Below are 26,471 nucleotides of genomic sequence, written 5' to 3' on the forward strand. Positions count from 1 at the left end.
GCCCCGCCACCGGAGGGTCACAGCAGGAGGGCGATCGCGCGCACGGCCGCCGCGCACAGGGCGACGAACCCGCCCAGCACGGCCAGTGCGCGCAGCCGCTCCCTGCGCAGCTCCGGCAGCTTCGCCCCGACCCGCTCGATCTCACGCCCGGTGAACCCGCCGCACAGCACGCCGAACACCACCCCGGCAGCGGTGACGGGCGCGGGCTGCTGCCACCACCAGTCGCTGTGGATCTGCCCGCCGCCGGTCACCCACAGCGCTCCCCCCGCCGCCACCGCGATCGGCACGCCCGGCCACACCGCGGCCGTGGCCGCCCCCGCGACCAGCGCGAACGGGAACAGCGCCACCCGCAACGCCACCCGCACCGGCTTCGAGGCCTGGTTGCGCACCACCCAGTGACTGATCCAGATCGTCCGGATCAGCACCACGAACACCCCGGTGATGCCGATCGTCGCGATCGGCCAGATCACCGACGCGACCACGCACGGCACCGCCAGCACGGCCAGCAGCAGCAGCGCGGCCGTGCCCGCGGGCAGCGCCGTCGGCGCCGGCTCCGCCTGCTCGTCGTTCTTCCGCCTGATCCTGGTACGGCTGCGCGTCCCGGTGCCCTTGGCCTCGGCCCGGACCCGGGGCACCGGCGTCTCCCCCGTCCGGCTGCGCGCGGAAACCCGCCCCGTCACACCCTCCGCCCGCGACCGCGCCGTCACACCCTCACCGCTCCGGCCACGCCCGGAAGCCGCCTCACCGGCCCGTGCACGCCCGGCGGCGTTCTCACCGGTCCGCGACCGTACGGCAGGCGTCTCACTCGCCCGGCCACGCGCCGCCGCCTCACCCGTCCGAGCCCGCGGAGCCGCGGCTTCGCCACCGGTGCGGGGCCGCGGAGCAGCCGCCTCACCTGTCCTGGCGCGCGGGGTGGCCGCCTCGCCGGTGCGGGCTCGCGGAGCCGCGGCCTCTCCGCCGGGACGGGGCCGCGGAGTGGCCGCCTCGCCGCCGGGGCGGGGTCGCGGGGTCGCCTGCTCCTCCGAGCGGTTGCGGGCCGCCGCGTCCTGGGTACGGCTGCGCGGCCCGGTGTTCCTGCCCTCCTCCGCCGCGGGACGGGCAGGACGCTTGCGCTCCAGCGGCTCGGCAGGCGCGGGCACCGCCGCGCCCGTCGCTCTGGCCAGCCGCGACAGCCGGTCGGCCAGCAGCGCCGCCGTGGGCCGCTTGCCCGGCTCCCGGTTCAGCGCCGCCCGCACCAGCGGCAGCAACGCCGCCGGCACGCCCTTCAGATCCGCCTGACCGTTCAGCACCGCGTACATCTGCGCCTCGGCCGTCCCACGCCCGAACGTCGGCCGGCCCGTCGCCGCGAAGGCCACCGTCGCCGCCCACCCGTGCACGTCCGCGGGCGAGTCCACCTGCTCGTCGGCGAAGATCTCCGGCGCCGTGTACCCGGGCGTGCCCAGGAACGTGCCCGTCAACGTCAACCGGGTCGCGTCGTGCACCTGCGCGATGCCGAAATCGATCAGGACCGGCCCCTCGGACCCCATCAGGATGTTGGCCGGCTTCAGATCCCTGTGCACCACCCCGGCCGCGTGGATGATCGCCAGCGCCGTCGCGATCCCCTGGGCCAGCTCCACCAGCTCGGCCACGGCCAGCGGGCCGCTCTGCCGTACGGTCTCCAGCAGCGTCGGGCCCTCGATGTGCTCCATCACCAGATACGGGCGCGCGCAGCCCAGGTCGGCGTCCAGCACGCGCGCCACATAGGGGCTCTCGACACGGCGCAGCGCGCGGACCTCGCGCTCCAGCCGGATACGCGAGGAATCGTCGACGATGTCGTGCAACACCTTGAGCGCGACCCGATCGCCACGGCGGCTGCTGGCGAGGTAGACCTCGCCCATACCGCCACGGCCGAGCCGCTCGAGGAGGTTGTATGGCCCGACCTTGCCGAGCTTGCTCACCATCCCTCCCCGCCCGGCGCGCCCATAAGGGACACAACCCTAGCGCCGGGACGGGAGGTATTGCCCGCGGCGCGCCGGAAGTTACCGCTGCGAAGTATCCGTGAACATGGTGTCCAGCCCCGACGGGGACTCCTCGGACAGATCCCTGCGACCCTTCCTGCGCCAGTTGACGTGGCCACGCTTCTCCAGCCAGAGCAGCAGGCGGTCGGCGCCGAACAGCACGGCCGCGGAGAACAGCAGGGCGATCACGAGCTCCATGCGCCCAAGTCAAGCCCGCTGCGGCGGGCCGCCACGGCAGCGACACGCCGACCTGGGCATGTCATGACGTGCGCAGATGCCCCTCGCCGGTGTAAACCCACTTGGTCGACGTCAACTCCGGCAACCCCATCGGGCCGCGCGCGTGCAGCTTCTGGGTGGAGATCCCGATCTCCGCGCCGAACCCGAACTCGCCCCCGTCGGTGAACCGGGTCGAGGCGTTCACCGCGACCGCCGCCGAGTCGACCAGCGCCACGAAGCGGCGCGCCGCCGCCTGCGAGCGGGTCACGATGGCGTCGGTGTGGCCCGAGCCGTACTTCCTGATGTGGGCGACCGCGTCCTCCAGCGAGTCGACCACCGCCGCGGCGATGTCCAGCGACAGGTACTCGGCGTAGAAGTCGTCGTCGGTGGCCGGCACCACCTGGCCGAGCTCGGCGATCCTGGCATCGCCGTGCACCGTCACCCCGGCCTCGGCCAGCGCCTTCAGCGCCGCCGGCACGAACGCGGCGGCCACGTCGCGGTGCACCAGGAAGGTCTCCGCCGCGTTGCACACCGACGGCCGCTGCGCCTTGGCGTTGACCAGGATGCCGACCGCCAGCTCCAGATCGGCGTCGGCGTCGACGTAGACGTGGCAGTTGCCGACGCCGGTCTCGATCACCGGGACCGTCGACTCCTCCACCACCGAGTTGATCAGGGAGGCGCCGCCGCGCGGGATCAGCACGTCGACCAGGCCGCGGGCGCGCATCAGCTCCTTGACCGAGTCGCGCGTCTGCCCCGGCACCAGCTGCACCGCCGCCGCGGGCACCTCGGTGCCGGCCAGCGCGTCCTGCATGACCCGGACCAGCACCGTGTTGCTCTGGTAGGCGCTGGAGGAACCCCTGAGCAGGACCGCGTTGCCGCTCTTGAGGCACAGCGCCGCCGCGTCCACCGTCACGTTGGGGCGGCCCTCGTAGATGATGCCGATCACGCCCAGCGGCACCCGCAGCTGCCGCAGCTCCAGCCCGTTCGGCAGCGTGCTGCCCCGCAGGACCTCGCCCACCGGGTCGGGCAGGTCGGCCACCTGGCGCACCGCCTCGGCGATCGCCTCCACCCGCCGCTCGTCCAGCCGCAGCCGGTCGATCTGGGCCTCGGCCGTGCCCTGCGCCCTGGCCCGCGCCACGTCCTCGGCGTTCGCCTCGATGATCTCGGTGGACCTGGCCACCAGCGCCTCGGCGATCGCGCGCAACGCCCGGTCCTTCGGCGCCCGCGACAACGGGGCCAGCTCGGCGGCGGCCTGACGCGCCGCCTGGGCCACCTTCAGGAACTCCATCAGTCCAGTATGACGATGTCGTCGCGGTGAATCAGCTCGCGTTCATATTCCGGACCGAGCTCGCTGGCCAGCTCCCGCGTCGAACGCCCCAGCAGGTCGGGGATCTCACCCGCGTCGAAGTTGACCAGCCCGCGCGCCACCACCCGGCCACGCGGCGCGCACAGGTCCACCGGGTCGCCCGCGGCGAACTCGCCCTCCACCGACGTCACCCCGGCAGGCAGCAGCGATTTGCGGCGCCCCACGACCGCCTCGACCGCGCCGTCGTCCAGGTGCAGGCGGCCGCGGCCCGTCGTGGCGTGCGCCAGCCACAGCAGCCTGGTGCCCGGGTGGCGGCCGTCCGGGTGGAAGTAGGTGCCGACGTCGGAGCCCGCCAGCGCGTGCGCGGCGTGCGCGGCCGCGGTCAGCACCACCGGCACGCCCGCGCCGGTGGCGATCCTGGCCGCCTGCACCTTGGTCACCATGCCGCCGGTGCCGACGGCCGCGCCGTTCTTGCCCAGCTCCACGCCCACCAGGTCGGCGGGGCCGCGCACCTCGGCCAGCCTGCGCGAGCCCGGCCTGCTCGGCGGGCCGTCGTAGAGGGCGTCCACATCCGACAGCAGCAGCAGCGCGTCGGCGTGGATCAGGTGCGCCACCAGCGCCGCCAGCCGGTCGTTGTCGCCGAAACGGATCTCGTCGGTGGCGACCGTGTCGTTCTCGTTGACGATCGGCATGATGCCCAGCTCCAGCAGCCGCGACAGGGTGCGCTGGGCGTTGGCGTGGTGGGATCGGCGCATCATGTCGTCGGCCGTCAGCAGCACCTGCCCCACCCGCACGCCGTACCGGGCGAAGGAGGAGGTGTAGCGGGCCACCAGCACGCCCTGGCCGACCGAGGCGGCCGCCTGCTGTGTGGCCAGGTCACGCGGTCGCGCCGGCAGCCCGAGCGGGCCCAGGCCGGCGGCGATCGCGCCGGAGGAGACCAGGACGATCTGCGCCCCGGTCTTGCGGCGCGCGGCCAGCACGTCGACCAGCGCGTCCACGCGGTCGACGTCGATCATGCCTTGGGGGGTGGTCAGCGACGAGGAGCCGACCTTGACGACCACCCGCGACGCTGAGCTGATCCGATCTCGCACCCTAAAACCCTAACCGAGCCGCGCAACCGGCTTTTGTCAGCCCAGCCGGTTGTCGGAGCCGCGCGGGCCCTGGCGGACCGCCTCGGCGTTCAGCGTGGGCTGCCAGTCGAAGATGTAGCCGCCCTCCATCGGCCCGATCACGACCTCGGCGCCCGCGGTTGCGCCGGCCTTGACCAGCTCCTCCTCCACGCCGAGCCGCTCCAGCCTGTCGGCCAGGTAGCCGACCGCCTCGTCGTTGGTGAAGTCGGTCTGCCTGATCCACCGCTCCGGCTTCTCGCCCGTCACCTGGAACAGGTTGTCGTTGACCTTCCGTACGGCGAAGCCCGCCTCACCCAGCTGCTTGGGCCTGATGACGAGCCTGGTGGGCTCCTCCACCGGCTTGGTGGCGCGGGCGGCGGCCACCCACTCGCCCATCGCGTAGGTCAGCTCGCGCAGTCCGTCGTGGGTGGCGGCGGAGATCGTGAACACCTGCAGGCCGCGCTCCTCGAACTCCGGCCTGACCAGGTCGGCCAGCTCGCGGGCGTCGGGCACGTCGGCCTTGTTCAGCACCACCATGCGCGGGCGGCCGTCCAGCTTGCCGTAGGCGGCCAGCTCAGCCTCGATCACCTCGAAGTCGGAGACCGGGTCGCGGCCGGGCTCCATGGTGGCGCAGTCGATGACGTGGACCAGCATGTCGCAGCGCTCCACGTGGCGCAGGAACTCGTGGCCCAGCCCCCTGCCCTCCGAGGCGCCGGGGATCAATCCGGGCACGTCGGCGACGGTGAAGACGGTCTCGCCCGCGGTGACCACGCCCAGGTTCGGGATCAGCGTCGTGAACGGGTAGTCGGCGATCTTGGGGCGGGCGGCGCTCAGCGCGGCGATCAGCGACGACTTGCCGGCGCTGGGGAAGCCGACCAGCGCCACGTCCGCGACGCTCTTCAGCTCCAGCATCACGTCCAGCGCGTCGCCCGGCTCGCCGAGCAGCGCGAACCCGGGCGCCTTGCGCTTGGCGTTGGCCAGCGCCGCGTTGCCCAGCCCGCCGTGGCCGCCCTGCGCGATCACGTACCGGGTGCCGGCGCCCACCAGGTCCACCAGGACCTCTCCCGAGCTCGCGTCCTTGACCACGGTGCCGTTGGGGACCGGCAGGACCACGTCCGGGCCGTTGGCGCCGTCGCGGTTGGAACCCTGGCCCTGCTTGCCGTTGGCCGCCTTGCGATGCGGCCTGCGGTGGTAGTCGAGCAGGGTGGCGGTGTTCGGGTCGACCTCGAGGATCACGTCGCCGCCGCGGCCGCCGTTGCCGCCGTCGGGTCCGCCCAGCGGCTTGAACTTCTCCCTGTGGATGGAGGCACAGCCGTTACCGCCGTCCCCGGCGCCCACATGAAGGACCACCTGGTCCACGAAATCCGGCATGCCCCCTCCTTCGATCACATAACGCGGTGACTGCCCGTTACAGTCCCGCGGCCTGCCGTACACAAAACAAAAAGGGGCGGATCACGAGGATCCACCCCTTTAAGAAGTAACTACTCGGCGACCGGCACGATGCTGACGGCGCGGCGGCCGCGCTTGGTGCCGAACTGCACGTGACCGGCGGTCAGCGCGAACAGCGTGTCGTCGCCGCCGCGGCCGACGTTGTCGCCGGGGTGGAAGTGGGTGCCGCGCTGGCGGACGATGATCTCGCCCGCGTTGACCAGCTGGCCACCGAAGCGCTTGACGCCCAGGCGCTGGGCGTTGGAGTCACGGCCGTTCCGGGTGGACGACGCGCCCTTCTTGTGTGCCATCTCTCTAACTCCCGATCAGGCCTGGTTGATACCGGTGATCTTCACCTGGGTGTACCGCTGGCGGTGACCCTGGCGCTTCTTGTAACCGGTCTTGTTCTTGTACTTGAGGATGCGGATCTTGGGGCCCTTGGTCTCGCCGAGAATCTCGGCGCTGACCGTGAACTTGCCCGCCTCCGTGGTCACATCGCCGTCGTTGACGACGAGCACCGTCGGCAGCGAAACCGAAGAGCCGACCTCGCCGGCGACCTTGTCCACCTCGAGGACGTCACCGACGGAGACCTTCTGCTGCCTGCCGCCGCAACGAACGATCGCGTACACCGCGGAACCCTTCTCCTGACTTCTGAATGCTGCGCCCGGCATTCGGCTGCTGTCTGAAACCGACGAACCGAGTAGGCGCGCGAACAGGGCACGCCACTGGACGCACCGATTCTCAAGGATACCGAATATCGGGACCCCGGTCGAACCGGCGGAACGTCGGGCTGTCCACCGGAGGCGCTCCCTCGCGGGAGCGCCTGTCTAGTCGGCGGACTTGGCTCGGCGGGAGCGTCGCCGCCCCCTGCCAGAAGTTTGACCGGCTTGGTCGTCCTCTTCAGGGACGTCGTCAAGCGCACCGGTCACCGTATCACGCGCGGACGATGCGGCGGACACCTTGTCGTTGACCGCCTTCTCGACCGCCATCTTCGCCTGCGTGCCACGCGGCTCGGGCTTGGACTCGACCGGCTCGGTCGAGACGATCAGGCCGCGCCCGTTGCAGCAGTCGCACGGCGTCGAGAAGGCCTCCAGGAGGCCCTGACCGACCCGCTTACGGGTCATCTGGACCAGACCCAGGGAGGTGACCTCGGCCACCTGGTGCTTGGTCCTGTCGCGCGCCAGGCACTCCAGCATCCGCCGCAGCACCAGGTCACGGTTGGATTCCAGCACCATGTCGATGAAGTCGACGACGATGATGCCGCCGATGTCGCGCAACCGCAGCTGGCGGACGATCTCCTCGGCCGCCTCCAGGTTGTTCCTGGTGACGGTCTCCTCCAGGTTGCCGCCCTGGCCGGTGAACTTGCCGGTGTTGACGTCGACGACCGTCATGGCCTCGGTGCGGTCGATCACCAGCGAGCCGCCGCTGGGCAGCCACACCTTGCGCTCCAGCGCCTTGCCCAGCTGCTCGTCGATGCGGTAGGAGTCGAACACATCGGTGTCCTCCTCCCAGCGGGTGAGCCGGTCGGCCAGGTGCGGGGCGACGTACTTGACGTACTCGTCGACCGTCTCCCAGGCGTCCTCACCCTGCACCACCAGGTTGGTGAAGTCCTCGTTGAACACGTCGCGCACGACCCGGATCGTCAGGTCCGGCTCGGCGCTCAGCAGCTCGGGCGGGCTGGCCGACTTGGCCTTCTTCTGGATGTTCTCCCACTGCGCCGACAGGCGCGCCACGTCGCGGGCCAGCTCCTCCTCCGAGGCGCCCTCCGCGGCTGTGCGGACGATCACGCCCGCGTTCTCCGGCATGACCTTCTTCAGGATGGTCTTGAGCCGGGTGCGCTCCTTGTCGGGCAGCTTGCGGCTGATACCGGTCATCGACCCGTCGGGCACGTAGACCAGGTAGCGTCCCGGCAGGCTGATCTGGCTGGTGAGCCTGGCGCCCTTGTGGCCGATCGGGTCCTTGGTGACCTGCACCAGCACCGACTGGCCCGACTTCAGCGCCGACTCGATCCGCTTGGGCTGCCCCTCGAGGCCGGCGGTGTCGAAGTTGACCTCGCCCGCGTACAGGACGGCGTTGCGGCCCTTGCCGATGTCGACGAAGGCGGCCTCCATCGACGGCAGCACGTTCTGCACCTTGCCCAGGTAGACGTTGCCGACGTAGGACTGGCTCGCCTCGCGGTTGACGTAGTGCTCGACCAGCACGCCGTCCTCGAGCACCGCGATCTGGGTGCGGTCGCCCTGGCGGCGCACCACCATCATCCGGTCGACCGACTCGCGCCTGGCCAGGAACTCCGACTCGGTGATGATCGGCGGGCGGCGGCGGCCCAGCTCGCGCCCCTCGCGGCGGCGCTGCTTCTTGGCCTCCAGCCGGGTCGAGCCGCGCACGCTCTGCACGCCGTCGGCCGAGGTCTCCAGCGTGGAGCTGCGGCCGGAGCGGGGCGCGCGGATGCGCACCACGGTGTTCGGCGGGTCGTCGGTGGACGGCTCGGCGCTCTCGTCACCGCCACGGCGGCGGCGCCTGCGGCGGCGGCGCGAGCTGGAGCCCTCCTCCTGGGAGTCCTCCTCAGCCTGCTCCTCCTCCGCCTCCTCATCGGATTCGTCGGACTCGTCCGCCTCGTCGCGCTCGCGGGTCTTGCCGCGGCCGCGGCCTCCCCTGCGCCGGCGGCGGCGCCTGCCGGCGCCCTCCTCCTCTTCCTGGTCGGAGTCGGCACCCTCGACGTCGGCGTCCTCCTCGGGCTCCACCTCGTCGGCCGGCTCGGCGACCGGCGGCTCGGGCCGGACCGTCTTGGCCTGGCTCGGGTCCGGCGCCTGGAACAGCGGCGCGAAGATCGCGGAGGGGCGCTGGAAGGCGGTGCTCGGCTGGTCGTCCATCCGGGTGTGGCCGAACGGGTCCGACAGCAGGCTCGGCCTGTCCTCGGCCTCGTCCAGGTCCTCACCTGCGGGCTCGTCGTCCAGCGGCTCGTCCACGGGCAGCTCGTCCAGGACGACCTGCGCCTCGGGCTCCTTCTCGACGACCTCGGGCGGCGCCGCGGCCGGCCTCGTGGCGCGACGGCCACGGGTCGCCTTGGGCGGCTCCTGCTCCTGGGCGGCGCTCTCGGGCGCGGCGGCCTCAGGAACGGCCGTCTCCTGGGCGACGACCTCCTCCACGGCGGCCTCGACCGGGCTCTCGACCGGCTCGGCCTTCTTCCTGGTGCGGCGCTTCTTCTCGGGCGCCGGCTCCTCAGCGGCGGGCGCCTCGGAGGCCACCTCCGGGGCCGCCTCGGCTTCCTCGCTCTTCTTGGTACGGCGGCGCGTCGTGGTCGCCGTCGAGCGGGCCCTGCTGGCCCGCTTGGGCTTCTCCTCGGCGACCGCCTCAGCCACGGCCTCAGCCACGGCCTCGGCCACGGCCGTCGCGGTTTCCACCGGGCCGGCTGCCGACTCGTCGGGCAGCTCCGGCGGCGGACCGGCCGGACGGCTCGCGGAGCGGCGGCGAGGGGTCACCTCGGGCTGTTCAGTTGTCTCCCCGTCAGGGCCGATGGCCCCGGCGCTGGGCTCGTTGTCGAGCATGCGGGCGTTCTCCCGTCAGCTCCCGGGCGCGTCGCCGCGCCGCGCAGGAGCCCTCGTGTCTCGTTGTCCGCCGCCCCCTCGGTGAGGGTGCGGCGCCAAGTCCTGTCAGCGGTCGTGTCCCGCTCACGCGGGACGCTTCCTTAATCGGCGTCGTGCTCACCCGCCGGTCCCGCTTCGCCGCCGCGCGTGGTGTCGCGGTCAAGGTCGAACGGGTCGGCAAGCGCACCGGTACGTACGTCAAGCGGCCCCTGCGCCAGCCTGGTCACCTCGGGGGGGACCGGCGGCGCGAAGTCGGCCACAAGGCGCAGCCCTGTGAGCACGTCGTCGGGTCGAACGGCAGGAGTCACGTGCCGAACAACCATGCGCAGTATGACACACGCCTGTCCTTGCACCTGAGCTGCGGTTCTTTCTGTTCCCTCGGGGACCGTGAGGCTCAGCACGGCCTCCCGCGCGTCGAAACGCCGCGGGCCCTTCTTGGTCAGTCTTTCCACTTCAACGGTACCGGCGGCGAGAAACTTCCCCACCGCCGTCTCGGCCGCGCCCCGGTCGGCGCCGGGAAGGCGCACCTCCCACGCCGAGGCCTCCAGACGGTCGGCCAGCCCCCCGGCGCCCGCCTCGACCACCTCGACCACGTCGAGCCCGGGCGGCAGCGAGCCGTCCAGGTCGGCGCGCAGCCGCGCGGGATCACACGGCTCGGTCACGCCGATCTCGAGATATTCGGCCTCGCTGGCGACGCCGGTCGGCGCCGCTCCCGCGTAGGAGATCTTCGGGTGGGGCGAGAAGCCCGCGCTGTAGGCCACCGGAATGCCGGCACGGCGCACCGCTCGTTCGACGGCGCGCGAGATGTCGCGATGGCTGGTGAAGCGCAGACGGCCGCGCTTGGCGTAGCGGACGCGAAGCCGCTGCACCGTCGGCGCGGGCGCAGGCCCGGGAACAGGTTTCAGAGCCTTGTCGTCCTTCCCATGTCAGAGTTTCCCTACGCCCAGAATAATCCGCCCCGGCACCACACTGTGTCACCCCGTGACTCTCCGTCGATCGTCAGCCCCGTTTCCGGTGCCGGTCAAGCCGCTTTTTTTACGCTGATACCAGGCAACACTTGCATGTACGGCAAGCCGCCGCCACCGGCCGCCCACCGCACTTCGGCTGAGGACCCGCGCCCGGCGCTTCCGGCGAGTCGAGGACACTTGCCCGCCGCCACGCCACTCCGATCCCGGGCACCCCGGTCATCGGCCTCCCGGGCGGATTCCGGGTCGGCGAAGTCGGCGCCCTGTACGGCGAGAAACCCCGGCCCCGGGACGTGGGGCCCGTGCGCCGTAACGGCGGGCGACCCCGCATCACCGCAGGAGCGTCTCCCTGGACAGAGGCCGGCCGAAGTACGGCGACTGGCGGCAGGGGCGGCCTGCCGTACAGGAGGCCAGGACAGCGAGCTAGACGACCGTGAGAGGGAGGAGCTTGCGGCCCGTCGGGCCGATCTGGATCTCGGTGCCCATGGTCGGGCAGACGCCGCAGTCGTAGCACGGCGTCCAGCGGCAGTCCTCGACCTCGCCGCCGCCGACGGCCTCCTGCCAGTCCTGCCACAGCCACTCGCGGTCCAGCCCGGCGTCCAGGTGGTCCCAGGGCAGGACCTCGTTCTCCTCGCGGTCGCGGGTGGTGTACCAGTCGACGTCCACCCCTGCCGTGGCCGCGCCCTTCATCCAGCGCTCGAAGGAGAAGTGCTCGCTCCACCCGTCGAAGCGCCCGCCGTCCTCCCAGACGGCGCGGATGACGGCGCCGACCCGCCGGTCGCCCCTGGACAGCAGGCCCTCCACGATGGACGGCTTGCCGTCGTGGTAGCGCATGCCGATCGCCCTGCCGTACTCGCGGTCGCCGCGCAGCGAGTCCTTCAGCGCCTTCAGCCGCCGGTCGACCGTCTCGTGGTCGGCCTGCGCCGCCCACTGGAACGGCGTGTGCGGCTTGGGCACGAACCCGCCGATGGAGACCGTGCACCGGATGTCGCGCGAGCCGGTGATCTCGCGGCCCGCCTTGATGACCTTCTTGGCCAGGTCGGCGATGCCCATCACGTCCTCGTCCTGCTCGGTGGGCAGGCCGCACATGAAGTACAGCTTGACCTGCCGCCAGCCCTGCGAGTAGGCGGTGGTCACGGTGCGGATCAGGTCCTCCTCGGTGACCATCTTGTTGATCACCTTGCGCATCCGCTCGGATCCGCCCTCGGGCGCGAACGTCAGGCCGGAGCGCCGTCCGTTGCGGGAGAACTCGTTGGCCAGGTCGATGTTGAAGGCGTCGACCCGGGTGGAGGGCAGCGACAGCGAGGTGTTGGTGCCCTCGTAGCGGTCGGCCAGGCCCTTGGCGATGTTGCCGATCTCGGAGTGGTCGGCCGACGACAGCGACAGCAGGCCGACCTCGTTGAAGCCGGACTCCTTGATGCCGTTGTCGACCATCGCGCCGATCGTCGTGATCGACCGCTCCCGCACCGGGCGGGTGATCATGCCGGCCTGGCAGAAGCGGCAGCCGCGGGTGCAGCCACGGAAGATCTCCACGCTGAACCGCTCGTGCACGGTCTCGGCCAGCGGCACCAGCGGCTTCTTCGGGTACGGCCACTCGTCCAGGTCCATGACCGTGTGCTTGTGCACGCGCCACGGCACGTCGGGCCGGTTGGGCGCGACCCGCTTGATGCGGCCGTCCGGGTGGTAGTCGACGTCATAGAACTTCGGGACATAGACCCCGCCGGACTCCGCGAGGCGCATGAGCAGCTCGTCGCGGCCGCCGGGCGAGCCCTCGGCCTTCCACTCCCTGATGACCTCGGTGATGGCGATCGCGATCTGCTCGCCGTCGCCCAGCACCGCCGCGTCCAGGAAGTCGGAGATCGGCTCCGGGTTGAAGGCCGCGTGGCCCCCGGCCAGCACGATCGGGTCGTCGTCGCCGCGCTCGGTCGCCAGCAGCGGGATCCCGGCCAGGTCGAGAGCGGTCAGCAGGTTCGTGTAGCCCAGCTCGGTGGAGAACGACACGCCGAGCACGTCGAAGGCGCGCACCGGCCGGTGGGCGTCCACGGTGAACTGCGGGATGCCGTGCTCGCGCATCAGCGCCTCGAGGTCCGGCCAGACCGAGTAGGTCCGCTCGGCCAGGGTACGGGGCAGCTCGTTGAGGATCTCGTAGAGGATCGCCACGCCCTGGTTGGGCAGCCCGACCTCGTAGGCGTCGGGGTACATCAGCGCCCACCGCACGTCGGCGGAGTCCCACTCCTTGACGGTCGAGTTGAGCTCACCTCCGACGTACTGGATCGGCTTCTGCACCTTGGGCAGCAGCCCTTCCAGGCGCGGGAAAATCGACTCGACAGACATACGTACCAGGTTAGCGGCGCTCAGACCGTGGCAGGTCCGGGGATGTCGTTTCCTACCCCGCCCCGCCAAGCCCCGGTGTCATTGCCGGTCAGCACGATGATCCGGTGCCCTTCGTAACAGGTCATCTCCACCGCGATGACCCCGTTCGCCAGATTGTGCACTGCGGTGATGTGACTCGTGGGCAGCAGGAAGCGCTCCTCGCACTCGTCGCAGTAAGCCAGGAACATAGATCTAATTAAACGCCTGTTCCCTGATCCTTATCGCTTGCAGAAGGCCAACGGCCATCAAATTCGCGAACGTCGCCGTGCCGCCGTAGGACACGAACGGCAGCGGCAGCCCGGTGATCGGCATGATGCCCACGGTCATCCCGATGTTGACGAAGGTCTGGAACGCCAGCCAGCACACGATCATCCCCGCCACCATCGTGCCGAACCGGTCCTCGCACTGCCGGGCGATCCGCAGCCCCCGCAGCAGCACCACCCCCAGCAGCGCCACCACCGTCACCGACCCAAGGAAGCCGAACTCCTCCCCCGCCACCGTGAAGATGAAGTCGGTGTGCTGCTCCGGCACGAACCGCCCGGTCGTCTGCCCGCCGTCAAGCAGCCCCTTGCCGAACACCTGGCCCGACCCGATCGCGATCAGCGCCTGCGTGCTGTTGTAGCCGACGCCGCGCGGGTCCACGCTCGGATCCAGGAACGCGGTGAACCGCGCGATCTGGTACGGCTCGAGCAGCTTGAACGCGAACACCGACACCGCGCCCGCGACCCCGACCAGCGCCAGCAGCGCGATCCAGCGTTTGCGCACCCCCGCGATCACCAGCCCGCTGCCGGTGATCACCGCAAGCACCAGCGTCGTGCCGAGGTCGGGCTGCAGCATCACCAGCCCCATCGTCACCAGCGCCGCCAGCAGCGCGAACATCATGTCGATCGTGCGCGGCCTGTCGCTGCCCTCCCCCGGCTGCGCCAGCAGCATCGCGATCATCAGCACCAGCCCGAGCTTGGCGAACTCCGACGGCTGTACGGCGAAGCCGCCCCCCAGCATGATCCACGAGTGCGACCCGTTGACCGTCGACCCCAGCGGCGTGATCACGATCCCGAGCCCGATCAGCGTCACCAGGTACACCACCGGCGCGTACGCCCGCAGCAGCCGGTGGTCGATCATCGACACCACGGCGCACAGCACCGCCCCGATGGCCACGTTCAGCAGGTGCTTCTTGACCAGCCCCGTCGAGCCCGGCGCCCACGTCCTGGTCGACGACCACACCAGCAGCGTCCCGATCACGCTCAGCGCCGCCACCGCGACCAGCATCACCCCGTCCAGCCGCCACACCGTCGACTGCGCGCCCACCGCCCGCCCGGTGAAGGAGCGGCGTCGGGCGTGCAGCGTCCGGTCCATCACCGCGCCACCGTCCCGTCCGGCGCGATCAGCGGCAGCCGCGACACCGGCTTTCCGTCGGTCACCAGCGGCGGCCGGTTGATCCCGAAGATCCCCTCATAGATCTTCCGCGCGGCCGGCGCCGCCGTCTGCGCGCCCATGCCGCCCTGCGACACCATGACGACCACCACGAACCGCGGGTTGTTCGTGGGCGCGAACGAGGCGAACCAGGAGGTGTCCTCCTTGCCCCACACCTGCGCGGTACCGGTCTTGCCGCCGATCCTGACCTTGTCCATCGGGAACCCGGAGAACGCGCCGGCCGCCGTACCGTCGGAGGGCACCTGGCTGAGCGCGTCCTTGATGTAGGCCCGGTCCTTCGGCGAGATCGGCAGCTTGCCCACCACCGGCGGGTCGATCCTCTGCACCAGCGTGCCGTCCGGCCGCACCCGCGCCCAGGCCACCCGTGGGCTGCGCAGCTTGCCGTCGCTGACCAGCGCCGCGTACGCCCTGGCCAGCTGCAGCGGCGTCACCAGCACGTCGCCCTGCCCGATGGAGAAGTTGGCGGCGTCACCCGGCCGCAGCAGGAACCCTTCGACGCAGTTCTCGTAGGCCAGCCGCTTGAGGAAGGCGGCCCTGCTGGCGCTCTTGACCTCCGGGTAGCCGGTGCGTGAGCGCTTGCAGTTCTCGGCGCTGGTCTGCTGCCACATCTCCTTCTTCCAGGTCCTGTCGGGGATGCGGCCCGACGACTCACCCGGAAGGTCGATCCCGGTCGGCTTGCCGAACCCGAACGACCTGGCCATGTTGGCGAAGACCTCCTTCGGCGGCCGCTTGGGGTGCAGCCCGCCGTCCTTCAGCCACTGCTGGTAGGCGGTCTTGTAGAAGATCGTGTCGCACGACTTGACCAGCGCGGTGTGCAGGCTCATCGAGCCCAGCCCGATGCCGTGGAAGTTGTTGAACGGCCGGTCGCCCACCATGTACGAGCCGGGGCAGTCGTAGGTGCCGTGCAGCGGGTACCCGGCGGCCAGCATCGCCGACACCGACGACACCTTGAACGTCGAACCGGGCGCGAACTGCCCGTTGATCGCCCGCGACACCAACGGCTTGCCCGACTTGTCCGACAGCAGCCGCTGGTACTCCGGCTCGGAGATCCCCCCGGTCCAGATCGTCGGGTCGTAGCCGGGCGCGCTGGCCATCGCGATCACCCGCCCGGTCCGCGGGTCGAGCACCACGCCCGCGGCGCCGTCGGCCTTCGGCGCGCTCTTCATCGCCTCCGCCAGCGCCTTCTCCACCACGCTCTGCACGCGCGCGTCGATGCTGGTGATCAGCGTGTCGCCGCTGGTCGGCGGCACCTGCTGCTCCACCCCGAGGACCTTGCCGAGCCGGTCGACCTGCACCTGTCGCAGCCCCGGCTTGCCGCGCAACGCCTCGTCGTAGACGTACTCCAGCCCGTCACGGCCCACCAGGTCGACGCCGGAGAACCCGGCCTTCAGCCCGTCGCGCTTGTCCAGCTCCTCCTGCGTGACCGGCTGCAGGTAGCCGAGCAACTGCGCGGCCGCCTTGCCCTGCGGATACTCCCTGACCGCCTGCACCTCGGCCGTGACCCCGGGGAACTCCTCCTGCCGCTCCAGGATCTGCAGCGCCTCACGCGTCTGCACCCGGTTGTCGATGGGGATCGGCTGGTACGGCGAGCCGGGCCAGCACGGCCGCGTCACCCCGGGACCGCACGACCTGATCCGCTTCTGCAGCTGGTTGACCGGCTTGCCCAGCACCTGCGCCAGCTTGGTCAGCACCTCCGTGCCCCCGTCGGGCATCCGCTGCAGCTGCTGCCTGTCGACCGACACCACCAGCGCCGTCTTGTTGCGCACCAGCGGGCGGCCGGAGGAGTCGAGGATCTGCCCGCGCACCGCGGGCACCATCACGGTGCGCGTCCTGGTCTCGGTGGCCGCGGTCACGAACTCCTTGCCGCGCACCACCTGCACCTGCCACAGCCGCACCCCCAGCACGGCCAGCATCGACAGCACCGCGACCTGGAGCACGACCAACCGCATGCGCATCCGGCTCATGTCACGTACTCCAGCGTTCTCCTCCTGGTCGCCAGCCACACCACGGCCGGCGCCGCGATCAGCGTGTAAACGATCACGATCGGCGCCCTGGCGAACAGCGCGGGCAGCGTCACCCGCGGATCGCCGATCAGCCCGCCCACGGCCGCGGCCACCAGCGGCGCCATCAGCACGCACAGCACCACGGTCGACACAGGGCCGCCCGCGCCGCGCCCCGCCACGTAGCCGACGACCGCCAGCACGAACGCGTACTGCCCGGCGACGTGCGCCACCGGCGGCATGACGTCGATCACCAGCCCGGCGCAGAACCCGATCACCGCGCCCGCCGCCGGGCCGCGCAGCAGCGCCGCCCCGATCACCGCCAGCAGCACCAGGTCGGGCACGCCGCCTCCGGGCAGCGCCAACCGGTTCACCACGACCACCTGCACCAGCACCGCCGCCACCACGACCAGCGCGGCGATCATCGGGCGCCGTCCTTCTGCTGCGGCTGCGCGTCCCTCGGCGGCAGCAGCGCGTCCCTCGGATCGCGCGTCGGCGCCGCCACGACCACGCCGACCACATCCAGCGCCGTCAGATCCGCGTACGGCCTGGCGTAGGCGATCCGTGTCAGCTCACCCGGCGTGGCCTCCACCCGCTCGATCACCCCGACGGGCACCCCCGGCACGTACGGCGTGCCGCGCTGGGAGCCGAAGCTGACGATCCGGCCGCCCCGCTCCAGCGGCGCGGTCGAGTCGAGCAGCTTGAACTGCACCAGCCGGCCGTTCTCCGCCACACCGTGCACGACGCCGATCTCGTTGCCGTTCTCCAGCCTGGCCCCAGCGGAGGAGGCGGGGTCGCTGATCAGCACCACGGTCGCGGTGTCGGCCTCCGCCTGCACCACCCTGCCGACCAGCCCGTCGCCGTTGAGCACGGTCATCTCCGGCTTGATCCCGTCCTCGGTGCCCGCGTCGATCTCCACGGCTTCCTCGAAGCCGGGCATGCCGCGCCTGGCCACCACGTTCGCGGTCACGATCTTGTAGCCGCCCAGCCCCGACAGTCCGAGCAGGCGTTTGAGCTGGGCGGACCTGTTCGCGTCGAGCCTGCCCGCGGCCAAATCTGAGCGGAGCCTGGCGTTCTCGGCCTTGAGGCGCTGGATGTCGCGCTGCGCGCTCGGCGCGTTGACGACGGACCCGAAGAAGCCGCCGACCGGGTTGGTCAAGGTGGTGCCGAACCGCTCCGCCGAACCGAACAGCCAGGCGCCGCCGGCGCGCAGCACGCCCAGCGGCGACCCCTCCCCAGAGCGGTGGTCGATCGTCAGGGTCACCAGCGCCACCGCCAGCAGCACCCCAAGGATCATCCGAGCGCGGTGCGTGTCCCTCATCGCATCCCCACGATCAACCGGGTGCCGAGATCCCCCACCGCACCCACCAGCCGTCCCTCAGCCGCACCCACCGGCACCCTGCTCGCGCTCGAACCTCTGACGGGCGGCCGGATGTGGTGAGCATGGGTCATATCAGCGCCTGGACTCCGGGACCAGCACCTGCTGCAGCGCCTCGAACTCCTCCACGCACTTGCCAGAGCCGAGCGCCACCGAGTCCAGCGCGTTCTCGACGAGGTGGACGGGCATGCCCGTCTCGTTCCTGAGCCGCTCGTCCATGCCCTTGAGCAGGGCGCCGCCGCCCGTCAGCGCGATGCCGCGGTCCATCAGGTCGCCCGACAGCTCGGGCGGGCACTTGTCGAGCGTCGTCTTGACCGCGTCGATGATGGCGTTGACCGGCTCCTCGGTCGCCTTGCGGATCTCCTCCCTGGACACCACGATCGTCTTGGGCAGCCCGCTGACCAGGTCGCGGCCGCGGATCTCGGCGTGGCACTCGTCGTCGGACGGGCAGGCCGAGCCGATCGCCATCTTGATCTCCTCGGCGGTGCGCTCGCCCAGCATCAGCGAGAACTCCTTCTTGGCGAAGGTGATGACCGCCTGGTCGAGCTCGTCGCCGCCGACCCTGATCGACTGGCTGGTGACCACGCCGCCCATCGAGATGATCGCCACCTCGGTCGTGCCGCCGCCGATGTCGACGACCATGTTGCCCGTCGGCTCGTGCACCGGCAGCCCGGCGCCGATCGCCGCCGCCATCGGCTCCTCGACGATGTAGACCTTGCGCGCGCCCGCCTGGTAGCCGGCCTCCTTGACCGCCCGCTGCTCCACGCTGGTGATGCCGCTGGGCACGGCGATGATGATGCGCGGCTTGGCGAAATGGCGGCGTTTGTGCACGCGCTGGATGAAGTACCGCAGCATCCGCTCGGTCACGTCGAAGTCGGCGATCACGCCGTCCTTCAACGGGCGGACGGCCACGATGTTGCCAGGCGTGCGGCCGATCATGCGCTTGGCCTCGATGCCAACCGCCACGATCTTGCCGGTCGCGGTGTTGATCGCGACGACAGACGGCTCGTTGAGCACGATGCCGCGGCCGCGCACGTATACCAACGTGTTCGCGGTGCCGAGGTCGACCGCCATGTCGCGGCCGAGAAAGGCGAGCTTGCTGCCCATGGGGAACGAGGCCTTCCGTCACGTCGTTCGCGTGTCACTACGGATCGCATTCGAATCGTAACGTGACGTACCCACCAGTGAGCGCAATGAGCCCTGGTGCCCCACAAAAATCTTGAGCCCTACGGCTTCCCCCCGCTTTGCCCCATTCCCACCCCGCAACACCCCCCAAAGCCCCCTTGCCCCCCGTTCCCCCTCCTACACCGCACTCCCCGCCCCCACCACGCCGTCAACCCCACCCCCACCAGCCACGCCTGGCAGCGCGAGTCCCAGGCCGTGCGGGTTCCAGGCAGCGCGGATTCCAGGCAGCGCGGATTCCAGGCAGCGCGAGTCCCGAGGCAACGCGAGCCCCAGGGCAGCGCGAGTCCCAGGGCAACACGAGCCCCGAGGCAACGCGGGCTCCGAGGCAACGCGAGTCCCGGAGCAGCACGAGGCCCGGAGCAGCACGAGGCCCAGGGCAGCGCGAATCCCGGGGCAGCGCGAATCCCGGGGCAGCGCGAATCCCGGGGCAGCGCGAATCCTGGGGTGGCGCGGGTGGGTGTCGGTGGGCGTGGCGGCGCGGAGACGAGCGGTCGAATCGCGGCACGCCCCTTGCGCCGGGTCGGCGAGCACCTCAGCGGCCGTGCCCGGCGCAATGCGGACGGCGACCAACCCAAAGAGCCCACGACGACCTGGACACGGCAGGCGTTAGGCGGGAGCTGGGGTTGGTTCGCGCCGCCCCTGCACCTCGTACGGGGGTTGGTTCGCGCCGCCCCCCTGCGCCTCGTACGGGCGTGAGGGAAAGCGAACGCGCCCGTCCAGCCGGTAGGTGGGCTGGACGGGCGCGTCGGAGAAGAGGGGACTAGAAGCGGTCCGGGAAGAAGATCTTGACCTCGCGCGCCGCCGACTCGGGCGAGTCCGAGCCGTGGACGACGTTCTCGCCGATCTCGAGGGCGTGGTCGCCGCGGATCGTGCCGGGGGCGGACTTGACCGGGTCCGTGAGCCCGGCCAGGGCGCGGAACGCCTCGACCGCGCGCGGACCCTCGAGGACCATCGCGACCAGAGGCCCGGAGGTGATGAAGTCGACGAGCTCGCCGAAGAACGGCCGCTCGGAGTGCTCGGCGTAGTGCGTCTTGGCGGTGTCGACGTCGAGGGTACGCAGGTCCATCGCCACGACCTTGAGGCCCTTGCGCTCCACGCGGGCGATCACGTCGCCGATGAGGCCACGCTTCACACCGTCGGGCTTGATCAGGACAAGGGTGCGCTCGGACACGAGAGGTTCTCCTTTGAACAGGTCTTTGGGGCCGCGGAGCCGGCGGCCTGGCTTACGCTCCGCGGGACGCGCCGCGCGAGCGGGGTGCCCGCGCGTCACTAGTGGATGCCGCTCAGCTTACCGTCCCCGTCCCCGTCCCCCTGCGCCCCTGCCTCGGCCTGCGCACGTCACCTGCGCAGGAAGTGAGCCACGGGACTGCCGAGCCACGGATTCGGACGAGTCATCCCGGCCACGCGACGTCACAGCGAGCCGCGGGGCCGGGTGGGGTCACGGATTGCTGCCGTCCTCGGGTGACTGGGTGGGTGGTGGGACGGGCGGGATCGGTCCCGTGGTCTCGGCGGTGCCCGCCTGGTCCGTCACGTCCGGCCCGGACCCGTTGCCCTGGACCCGCGGGATCTCCCCTGTGGGACGATCCTCATCCTCCTGCGGCTTGTCCGGGAGGCGCTCCTCGGCCGCTTGCGGCTCGTCCTTCGAGACCTCCGCACCACCCGACGCGCTTGCCTCTCCGGACTTCACCGGCTCGTCGAAGGCACCCGCACTCCTGGAGGCCCCCTCCGCACCGGAGCGCGTGAAGGCATCCGCCTCGCCACGCCCCGCGCGGGCGCGGACCGACGCCATGACGTCCGCATTGTCATGTTCCTCATCATCGGTACGGCCGGCCTCCGGAGCCCGCGGCCCGGGAACCTCCGCACCCGCGAAACCTCCCACGTCAGCATGACCCACCGAACCAGAGTCCGAGGAGCCCGCCGTACGTGAGTCTGAGAGACCCGCCGAGCCTGGGGCGGAGAGGCCCGCCGTACCAGAGCCTGAGAAACCCGCGGAACCTGAGTCCGAGCGGCCAGCCGTACCAGAGTCTGGGAGGCCCGCGGAACCAGGGTCCGAGCGGCCCGCCGTACCAGGACCAGGGGCGTAAGGCAGGGCGGAGGCCGTGCGGCGGGCGAGGAGTGCGGCCAGGACGATGACCGCGACCACCAGGAAGCCGCCGATGAGCGCCCAGAGGTGGAGAGCCCCGACGAAGCCGTTCACGAGCTCCTGCGCCGATTTGGCGCCCTGCAGCATCATCACCTGGATCCCGGTGCCCAGCAGGTAGCCCGCGAGCACCCCGGGGAAGCACAGCGCCAGGCCGAACAGCGAGGTGCCGAGCCCGGCGGGCCGCATGGCGGCGGTCATCGCCACCGCGGAGCCCACCGCGAGCAGGGTGAACGGGATGACGAGGATCATCCCGCTCTCCGCGGGCACGAGCACCCGCACCGAGCACAGGCCGACGACCACGGCGAGCAGCCCGAGCGGCGTGAGCCACCTGGTGAGCGCGCCGCCGAAGAGCCGTACCAGGATCGCGGCCGCGACCGCGGCTGCGCCGGCGATGCAGAACGGCAGCCACAGCCCCTTGAGCCCGGGCCCGCCGAGACCGCCCATCTCGACGTAGGTGATCTGGGCGACGCTGGGCAGCACGACCGTGCCGACCGCGACCATGGCGTAGGCCCAGGTGCGGCCCTCCGGCGAGCCGATGGACGCCAGCGCCAGCATGGCCGCGATCGCCAGCACGGCGACCAGGACGACCAGGGTAGGGCTCCAGTTCTCGTTGGCGGTGCTGATGGCCACGAACGCGATCACCGCGGCGGGCATAGTGGCCAGCAGCAGGCGGCTGCGTTCCTTGGCGCGCGGGCTCGGCGTGACATGTTCGCCGCGGACGAGCCAGACCAGGAAGTATCCGGCGGCCAGCGCCAGCGAGACGCCGGTCAGCAGCGGGTACGGCTGGAGCGTGATGCGCCAGCTCCTGACGCCGTCGAGCGGCCAGAGCGCCAGCGCCTGCGCCGAGACCAGGCTGAGGGCGAGCATCCCCGTCCAGAGCGCGCGCAGCCACGGCGGCCTCTCCCACGCCGCGACCAGCGTGGCGGGCACGAGGATGCCGGCGCCGATGCCGTGCAGCACCCGCAGGACGCCGACCAGGAACGTCGAGCCCGCGTAGCCGCCCGCGGCGTCGGCCACGGCCAGCAGCGCCAGCCCCGCGACCAGGATGTGCGCCACCTTCATCCGGCGCAGCGCCACCGCGGCCAGCGGGACGGTCAGCATCATCGCGGGCAGCGCCAGCCCGTGGGCGCGCATCAGCCCGAGCCGGTCGATGTCGCCGGGGAGCAGGTCGGCCACGACGGAGACGGTGTTCGGGATCGCCACGATGGCCAGCGGCAGGGCGGCCACGATGAGCAGCCCGAGCACGGCGTCGAGCAGCCAGGGGAGCTTGGCGTCTGATGTCGGACCCGCCTGGGCGGACCGCTCGATTGGGGGGACGGCCATGTAGGCCGACTTTAGCGGGAAGTCACGCCCTCGACACGGCGAGCGACGAATATCGATGTGATCCACAGCGCCGCGAAGATCACCCCGAGGAAGAACATGGTCGGCACCAGGAATCCCGAGCAGATCGCCAGCACCTGCACCACGGTGCCGAGCACGTAGCCGATCGGCCGCTTGAGCAGGCCGGCGGCGACGAGACACAGCACGAGCAGCCCGATGCCGACGGTGACGGCCAGCGCGGGCTTCACGCCGTTGACACTGATCGCCACGGGGGTGATGAGGCCCATGACGATGGCCTCCAGCCCGAGCACGCTGGCGCCCAGGCGCCGCATGCCCGGGGTGACCTGGAAATTCATGACCCATCCGCCTTCAGCAGGAAGCGGGCGTCGCCGGCGGTGACCACCGAACCGGTGATCAGCACGCCGGTGCCGCTGAACTCACCCTCGGCGTCCGCCATCCCGATGCCCCTGTCGATGGCGTCGTCGAGCCGCTCGACGACGTGGACGCGGTCCTCGCCGAAGAAACCGAGCGCGAGCTCGGCCAGTTCCTCGGCCGGCATCGACCGGGGCGAGGAGTTGCGGGTGACCACGATCTCGTCGAGCACCGGCTCGAGCAGCTCGAGCAGCCCGTCGACGTCCTTGTCGCTCATGACGGCGACCACGCCGATCACCTTGGCGAAGTCGAAGGCCTCGTGCAGGCCGTCGAGCGTGGCGATCATGCCGCCGGGATTGTGCGCGGCGTCGACCACGACCGTCGGGTTCCTGCGGATGATCTCCAGCCGTCCCGGGGAGGAGGCCTGCGCGAAGGCCTGCCGTACCAGCTCGATGTCGAGCGGGTCGTCGCCGCCCGTCAGCGCCTCGACGGCGGCCAGCGCGCACGCGGCGTTGCCTGCCTGGTGTGCGCCGTAGAGGGGGAGGTAGACGTCCTCGTAGACGCCCTTGAGCCCGCGCAGCGTGAGCAGTTGCCCGCCCATCGCCACCTCGCGGGCGAGCACGCCGAACTCGATGCCCTCACGCGCCACCACGGCACCCGTATCGGCCACGCGCCGCATCAGCACCTCCGCGGCCTCGATGTCCTGCTGGGCCAGGATCACCGTCGCGCCCGGCTTGATGATGCCCGCCTTCTCGCCCGCGATGGTCGCGATGTCGGGCCCGAGCCGATCGGTGTGATCCAGCGAGATCGGGGTGATGACGTCGACCGTGCCGTCGGCGACGTTCGTGGCGTCCCAGGTGCCGCCCATGCCGGTCTCGATGACGGCCACGTCGACCGGGGTGTCGGCGAACCCCGCGTACGCCATCGCGGTCAGCAGCTCGAAGAACTGGATGCGGCGGCCCTGCGTGTCGTTCAGCTCGACGTACGGCGCGAGCTCCTCGTAGACCTGGGCGAAACGCTCCTCGCTCAGCGGCTCGCCGTCGACGCAGATGCGCTCGCGCATCGACACCAGGTGCGGGCTGGTGAAGCGGCCCACCCGCAGGTTCCGCTCCCGGAGCAGCGCTTCGACCAGACGGGCCGTGCTCGTCTTGCCGTTGGTGCCGGCGATGTGCACGACAGGGTAGGACCGCTGGGGCGAGCCGAGCAGGTCCATGAGGGCCGCGATCCGGTCCAGCGTCGGCTCGAAGTCCCATTCGACGCCGCGCTCCATGATCGCGCGTTCAACCGCTCGATAGTCCACCCCTCAACCCTACTTTCCCCACAGCCCCCTCCCACCGCCCGCCCATCCCCCCTGCAGCCTCCCCTCAGCGCTCCGCACGCGCCCCCGAAGTGCGACTCCAGCCTGTAGGGCCACCAGCCGCGTCAGGCCGTACAGCTCCCCGCCTTGTCCATCACCGGACTGGGAGCCATACAGCCTGGCGCTGTACGCCTTCCCGCCTTGCGCAGCACCAGGCTGTACGGTCACCAGCCTCGTCAGACACCAGGCCGCAAGCGCCCGCGTCGCCAGACACCAGGCTGTAAGGCGCCCGCGTCGTCAGACACCAGGCTGTAAGGCGCCCGCGTCGTCAGACACCAGGTGTACGGCCAGCCGCCTTGTCCCGGCGCTCAGGCTGTACGGTCACCCGCCTCGTCAGCCCCCTCGCAGGCGAGCTGCTCCCACGACTCGTTGACGAACGCGATGAACAGCGCCGGCGCGACGAGGGCGTGCCGACGGATGAAGGGCATCCGGCCGAATCCGCAACCGCCCGGGTCTCCACCGTGCCCGCCCGGCCACACCCACGCGCTGCGGAACGCACTCGAGGAGCCTCGAACCATATCGCTGATCGTATATAATTTTGGAGGGTATTCCATTTGACGATCGGATGCGACGTTGCATCCATGCCCGATATCTCGCGCAAGACCCTGCTCAAGGCAGCCCTGGTCGCGGCTCCTCTTCCCTTCGTGGCCGGCCAGTTCCCGGCGCGCGCAACCGTCACCCCCACCCCGTCGTGCGACGACGGCGACGACCTCACGCCCGACCAGACGGAGGGCCCGTACTTCAAGCCGAACTCCCCCGAGCGCACGGTCCTGACCGGCCCCGGCACACCCCTGACCGTGAGCGGCTTCGTCTTCGGCATGCACTGCCTGCCCCTCGCGAACGTCCTGATGGACTTCTGGCAGGCCGACACCTACGGAAACTACGACAACGTCGGCTACACCTTCCGCGGCCACCAGTACACCAACGCCCAGGGCGCCTTCAACCTCACGACCATCGTGCCCGGCCTCTACCCGGGCAGGACCCGCCACATCCACGTGAAGGTGCAGGCCCCGCACCAGCCCATCCTCACGACCCAGCTCTACTTCCCCGGCGAGCCCCGCAACAACACCGACACCATCTTCAACCCCGCACTCCTGATGAACGTCAGAACCGTTGGCTCGGGAAAGGAGGGGACCTTCGACTTCATCCTCAACGTCCAGGGCACACCGCCCACCACTCCCACCCCGCCACCTGGGGGAACATGGCAGGCGGGCAAGAGCTACCAAACAGGCGACCAGGTCACGTACGGCGGCGCCACCTACCGCTGCCTCCAATCCCACACCGCACAACCAGGCTGGGAACCCCCCAACGTCCCCGCCCTCTGGCAACGCCTGTAACCCGTGGGCCACTCCCCACCCCGGAGTGGCCCCACCCCCACAAACACCCCAGAGCCCACCGCCCAAGCAACGCGCCAGCACGGACGGGAACAACGTGGACAGCCCCACGGGGAACGCTCCCCAACCCACCCCACCACCTGGGCCGACCCCGATGGGAGCACCCTGCCGAAGCGCAGCGGAGGCATGCCCACGGTGGACAGCCCTCAGAACGAACTGCACGCCGACGCCACCACCTGGGATGGCCCGGTGTGAGTACGTCGTGAGACGCGAGCGGTGCCCCGGAAGCACGAAAGGGCCGCCCGCGCGGTGGACGGCCCTCATCGAAACGCGCGAGGGGTCACTCACACCGTGGGCGGCCCCGCGGAAACGCCGCCCGACCCACCCCACCCCCTGGTCTGGCCCCGGTCGGCCGCATGGAGAGCATGCAGCCCGCGACGCGAGCGTTCCCAGAAACGCGGAAGGGCCGCCCATAGTAGACGACCCACCCCACGCCTGAGCTGCCGAAGCACGAGCGGCGCCCCGAAAACAGGAAAAGGCCACCCGCACCCCGGATGGCCCCCTCGAAACACGCGTAGACAGGGCCGGCCCCCGGGTACCTAAGACAACTCCCGGAAACGCGGAGAGGCCCACCCCATACCCAGGGCGGGCCTCTCCGATATGAAAATTTGTGCGGCGGCGACCTACTCTCCCACACCCTCCCGAGTGCAGTACCATCGGCGCAGAGAAGCTTAACTTCCGGGTTCGGAATGTAACCGGGTGTTTCCTTCCCGCCATAACCACCGCAACCCCTCGAAACAGCCATTGCTTGCTGTCTCAGAATTGCGTAGTGGACGCGAGCAAAGACCTTGGTTTCGCGCTGCTCCGGACCCGGCGAAGAGTACAGAACGCTGCAGAAACCAAGCGTTGCTTTGTGGTCAAGTCCTCGGCCTATTAGTACCGGTCAGCTCCACACGTTACCGCGCTTCCA

The 26,471-nt window shown here is 70.9% G+C and carries 21 protein-coding genes and 1 rRNA gene; 1 reads left to right on the forward strand and 21 read right to left on the reverse strand.

Annotated elements, in window-relative coordinates; translation table 11 throughout:
• Positions 1-17: 17 nt before the first annotated feature.
• The 20 genes from KIK09_RS19750 to KIK09_RS19845 all read right to left on the reverse strand — a co-directional run bounded on the left by KIK09_RS19750 (position 18) and on the right by KIK09_RS19845 (position 24,080).
• The gene (locus KIK09_RS19750) at positions 18-1,940 is read right to left on the reverse strand and encodes a serine/threonine protein kinase (protein ID WP_214320655.1); all 1,923 of its coding nucleotides are present in this window, start codon (positions 1,938-1,940) and stop codon (positions 18-20) included.
• Positions 1,941-2,018: 78 nt separating this feature from the next.
• Entirely contained in the window at positions 2,019-2,195 is a 177-nt protein-coding gene (locus tag KIK09_RS19755) for a hypothetical protein (protein WP_214320656.1), read from the reverse strand.
• A gap of 61 nt (positions 2,196-2,256) precedes the next feature.
• Entirely contained in the window at positions 2,257-3,501 is a 1,245-nt protein-coding gene (locus KIK09_RS19760; protein ID WP_214320657.1) for a glutamate-5-semialdehyde dehydrogenase, read from the reverse strand.
• Positions 3,501-4,610, reverse strand: coding sequence for a glutamate 5-kinase (gene proB, locus KIK09_RS19765; RefSeq protein WP_214320658.1), 1,110 nt, complete (start codon positions 4,608-4,610; stop codon positions 3,501-3,503). The genes KIK09_RS19760 and proB overlap by 1 nt, the downstream gene beginning before the upstream one ends.
• A gap of 36 nt (positions 4,611-4,646) precedes the next feature.
• Positions 4,647-5,999 carry a GTPase ObgE gene (gene obgE / locus KIK09_RS19770; RefSeq protein WP_214320659.1) on the reverse strand — a complete coding sequence of 451 codons (1,353 nt, stop codon included), beginning with the start codon at positions 5,997-5,999 and terminating at the stop codon, positions 4,647-4,649.
• A gap of 110 nt (positions 6,000-6,109) precedes the next feature.
• Positions 6,110-6,367, reverse strand: coding sequence for a 50S ribosomal protein L27 (gene rpmA, locus KIK09_RS19775; protein WP_068925700.1), 258 nt, complete (start codon positions 6,365-6,367; stop codon positions 6,110-6,112).
• A gap of 15 nt (positions 6,368-6,382) precedes the next feature.
• On the reverse strand, positions 6,383-6,685 hold the full coding sequence (rplU, locus tag KIK09_RS19780) for a 50S ribosomal protein L21 (protein ID WP_184973140.1): 303 nt from the start codon (positions 6,683-6,685) through the stop codon (positions 6,383-6,385).
• Positions 6,686-6,883: 198 nt separating this feature from the next.
• A complete protein-coding gene (locus KIK09_RS19785) occupies positions 6,884-9,601 on the reverse strand; it encodes an Rne/Rng family ribonuclease (RefSeq protein WP_214320660.1) in 2,718 nt (905 codons plus the stop codon).
• A gap of 140 nt (positions 9,602-9,741) precedes the next feature.
• Entirely contained in the window at positions 9,742-10,509 is a 768-nt protein-coding gene (locus KIK09_RS19790) for a TIGR03936 family radical SAM-associated protein (RefSeq protein ID WP_214320661.1), read from the reverse strand.
• A 519-nt stretch (positions 10,510-11,028) separates the two neighbouring features.
• A complete protein-coding gene (locus KIK09_RS19795; RefSeq protein ID WP_214320662.1) occupies positions 11,029-12,939 on the reverse strand; it encodes a TIGR03960 family B12-binding radical SAM protein in 1,911 nt (636 codons plus the stop codon).
• A 20-nt stretch (positions 12,940-12,959) separates the two neighbouring features.
• Positions 12,960-13,166, reverse strand: a complete 207-nt coding sequence (locus tag KIK09_RS19800) for a hypothetical protein (protein WP_214320663.1) — start codon at positions 13,164-13,166, stop codon at positions 12,960-12,962.
• 4 nt (positions 13,167-13,170) lie between these two features.
• Positions 13,171-14,334, reverse strand: a complete 1,164-nt coding sequence (gene rodA, locus KIK09_RS19805) for a rod shape-determining protein RodA (RefSeq protein ID WP_214320664.1) — start codon at positions 14,332-14,334, stop codon at positions 13,171-13,173.
• Complete coding sequence (gene mrdA, locus KIK09_RS19810) at positions 14,334-16,376, reverse strand: penicillin-binding protein 2 (protein WP_214320665.1); 2,043 nt, start codon at positions 16,374-16,376, stop codon at positions 14,334-14,336. The genes rodA and mrdA overlap by 1 nt, the downstream gene beginning before the upstream one ends.
• On the reverse strand, positions 16,373-16,837 hold the full coding sequence (gene mreD, locus KIK09_RS19815; protein WP_214320666.1) for a rod shape-determining protein MreD: 465 nt from the start codon (positions 16,835-16,837) through the stop codon (positions 16,373-16,375). The genes mrdA and mreD overlap by 4 nt, the downstream gene beginning before the upstream one ends.
• On the reverse strand, positions 16,834-17,709 hold the full coding sequence (mreC, locus tag KIK09_RS19820) for a rod shape-determining protein MreC (protein ID WP_250573264.1): 876 nt from the start codon (positions 17,707-17,709) through the stop codon (positions 16,834-16,836). Before mreC ends, mreD begins: the two co-directional genes overlap by 4 nt.
• A gap of 156 nt (positions 17,710-17,865) precedes the next feature.
• Positions 17,866-18,897, reverse strand: coding sequence for a rod shape-determining protein (locus KIK09_RS19825; protein ID WP_214320668.1), 1,032 nt, complete (start codon positions 18,895-18,897; stop codon positions 17,866-17,868).
• 838 nt (positions 18,898-19,735) lie between these two features.
• On the reverse strand, positions 19,736-20,146 hold the full coding sequence (gene ndk / locus KIK09_RS19830) for a nucleoside-diphosphate kinase (RefSeq protein WP_214320669.1): 411 nt from the start codon (positions 20,144-20,146) through the stop codon (positions 19,736-19,738).
• 267 nt (positions 20,147-20,413) lie between these two features.
• Positions 20,414-22,441, reverse strand: a complete 2,028-nt coding sequence (locus KIK09_RS19835; protein WP_214320670.1) for an ICP22 family protein — start codon at positions 22,439-22,441, stop codon at positions 20,414-20,416.
• Between the two features lie 11 nt (positions 22,442-22,452).
• Positions 22,453-22,794 (reverse strand): DUF4233 domain-containing protein, encoded by a 342-nt coding sequence (locus tag KIK09_RS19840; protein WP_214320671.1) that lies wholly within the window; start codon positions 22,792-22,794, stop codon positions 22,453-22,455.
• Positions 22,791-24,080, reverse strand: a complete 1,290-nt coding sequence (locus tag KIK09_RS19845) for a bifunctional folylpolyglutamate synthase/dihydrofolate synthase (protein ID WP_214320769.1) — start codon at positions 24,078-24,080, stop codon at positions 22,791-22,793. Before KIK09_RS19845 ends, KIK09_RS19840 begins: the two co-directional genes overlap by 4 nt.
• 668 nt (positions 24,081-24,748) lie before the next feature.
• Between KIK09_RS19845 and KIK09_RS19850 the strand changes: the two genes are divergently transcribed.
• Positions 24,749-25,504 carry a carbohydrate-binding protein gene (locus KIK09_RS19850; RefSeq protein WP_214320672.1) on the forward strand — a complete coding sequence of 252 codons (756 nt, stop codon included), beginning with the start codon at positions 24,749-24,751 and terminating at the stop codon, positions 25,502-25,504.
• Between the two features lie 667 nt (positions 25,505-26,171).
• Here the strand turns inward: KIK09_RS19850 and rrf are convergent.
• Positions 26,172-26,288, reverse strand: a 5S ribosomal RNA gene (gene rrf, locus KIK09_RS19855).
• Positions 26,289-26,471 lie beyond the last annotated feature (183 nt).

The sequence above is a fragment of the Nonomuraea sediminis genome (assembly GCF_018531495.1).
GTDB lineage: Bacteria > Actinomycetota > Actinomycetes > Streptosporangiales > Streptosporangiaceae > Nonomuraea > Nonomuraea sediminis.

Coding starts and splice junctions, on each gene's coding strand:
- KIK09_RS19755 (WP_214320656.1), bottom strand. CDS start 2,195: ATGGAGCTCGTGATCGCCCTGCTGTTCTCCGCGGCCGTGCTGTTCGGC.
- obgE (WP_214320659.1), bottom strand. CDS start 5,999: ATGCCGGATTTCGTGGACCAGGTGGTCCTTCATGTGGGCGCCGGGGAC.
- KIK09_RS19760 (WP_214320657.1), bottom strand. CDS start 3,501: ATGGAGTTCCTGAAGGTGGCCCAGGCGGCGCGTCAGGCCGCCGCCGAG.
- KIK09_RS19840 (WP_214320671.1), bottom strand. CDS start 22,794: ATGAATTTCCAGGTCACCCCGGGCATGCGGCGCCTGGGCGCCAGCGTG.
- rodA (WP_214320664.1), bottom strand. CDS start 14,334: ATGGACCGGACGCTGCACGCCCGACGCCGCTCCTTCACCGGGCGGGCG.
- KIK09_RS19850 (WP_214320672.1), top strand. CDS start 24,749: ATGCCCGATATCTCGCGCAAGACCCTGCTCAAGGCAGCCCTGGTCGCG.
- mreD (WP_214320666.1), bottom strand. CDS start 16,837: ATGATCGCCGCGCTGGTCGTGGTGGCGGCGGTGCTGGTGCAGGTGGTC.
- mrdA (WP_214320665.1), bottom strand. CDS start 16,376: ATGAGCCGGATGCGCATGCGGTTGGTCGTGCTCCAGGTCGCGGTGCTG.
- KIK09_RS19835 (WP_214320670.1), bottom strand. CDS start 22,441: ATGGCCGTCCCCCCAATCGAGCGGTCCGCCCAGGCGGGTCCGACATCA.
- KIK09_RS19845 (WP_214320769.1), bottom strand. CDS start 24,080: ATGGAGCGCGGCGTCGAATGGGACTTCGAGCCGACGCTGGACCGGATC.
- mreC (WP_250573264.1), bottom strand. CDS start 17,709: ATGATCCTTGGGGTGCTGCTGGCGGTGGCGCTGGTGACCCTGACGATC.
- KIK09_RS19785 (WP_214320660.1), bottom strand. CDS start 9,601: ATGCTCGACAACGAGCCCAGCGCCGGGGCCATCGGCCCTGACGGGGAG.
- KIK09_RS19750 (WP_214320655.1), bottom strand. CDS start 1,940: ATGGTGAGCAAGCTCGGCAAGGTCGGGCCATACAACCTCCTCGAGCGG.
- rpmA (WP_068925700.1), bottom strand. CDS start 6,367: ATGGCACACAAGAAGGGCGCGTCGTCCACCCGGAACGGCCGTGACTCC.
- KIK09_RS19800 (WP_214320663.1), bottom strand. CDS start 13,166: ATGTTCCTGGCTTACTGCGACGAGTGCGAGGAGCGCTTCCTGCTGCCC.
- KIK09_RS19825 (WP_214320668.1), bottom strand. CDS start 18,897: ATGGGCAGCAAGCTCGCCTTTCTCGGCCGCGACATGGCGGTCGACCTC.
- KIK09_RS19795 (WP_214320662.1), bottom strand. CDS start 12,939: ATGTCTGTCGAGTCGATTTTCCCGCGCCTGGAAGGGCTGCTGCCCAAG.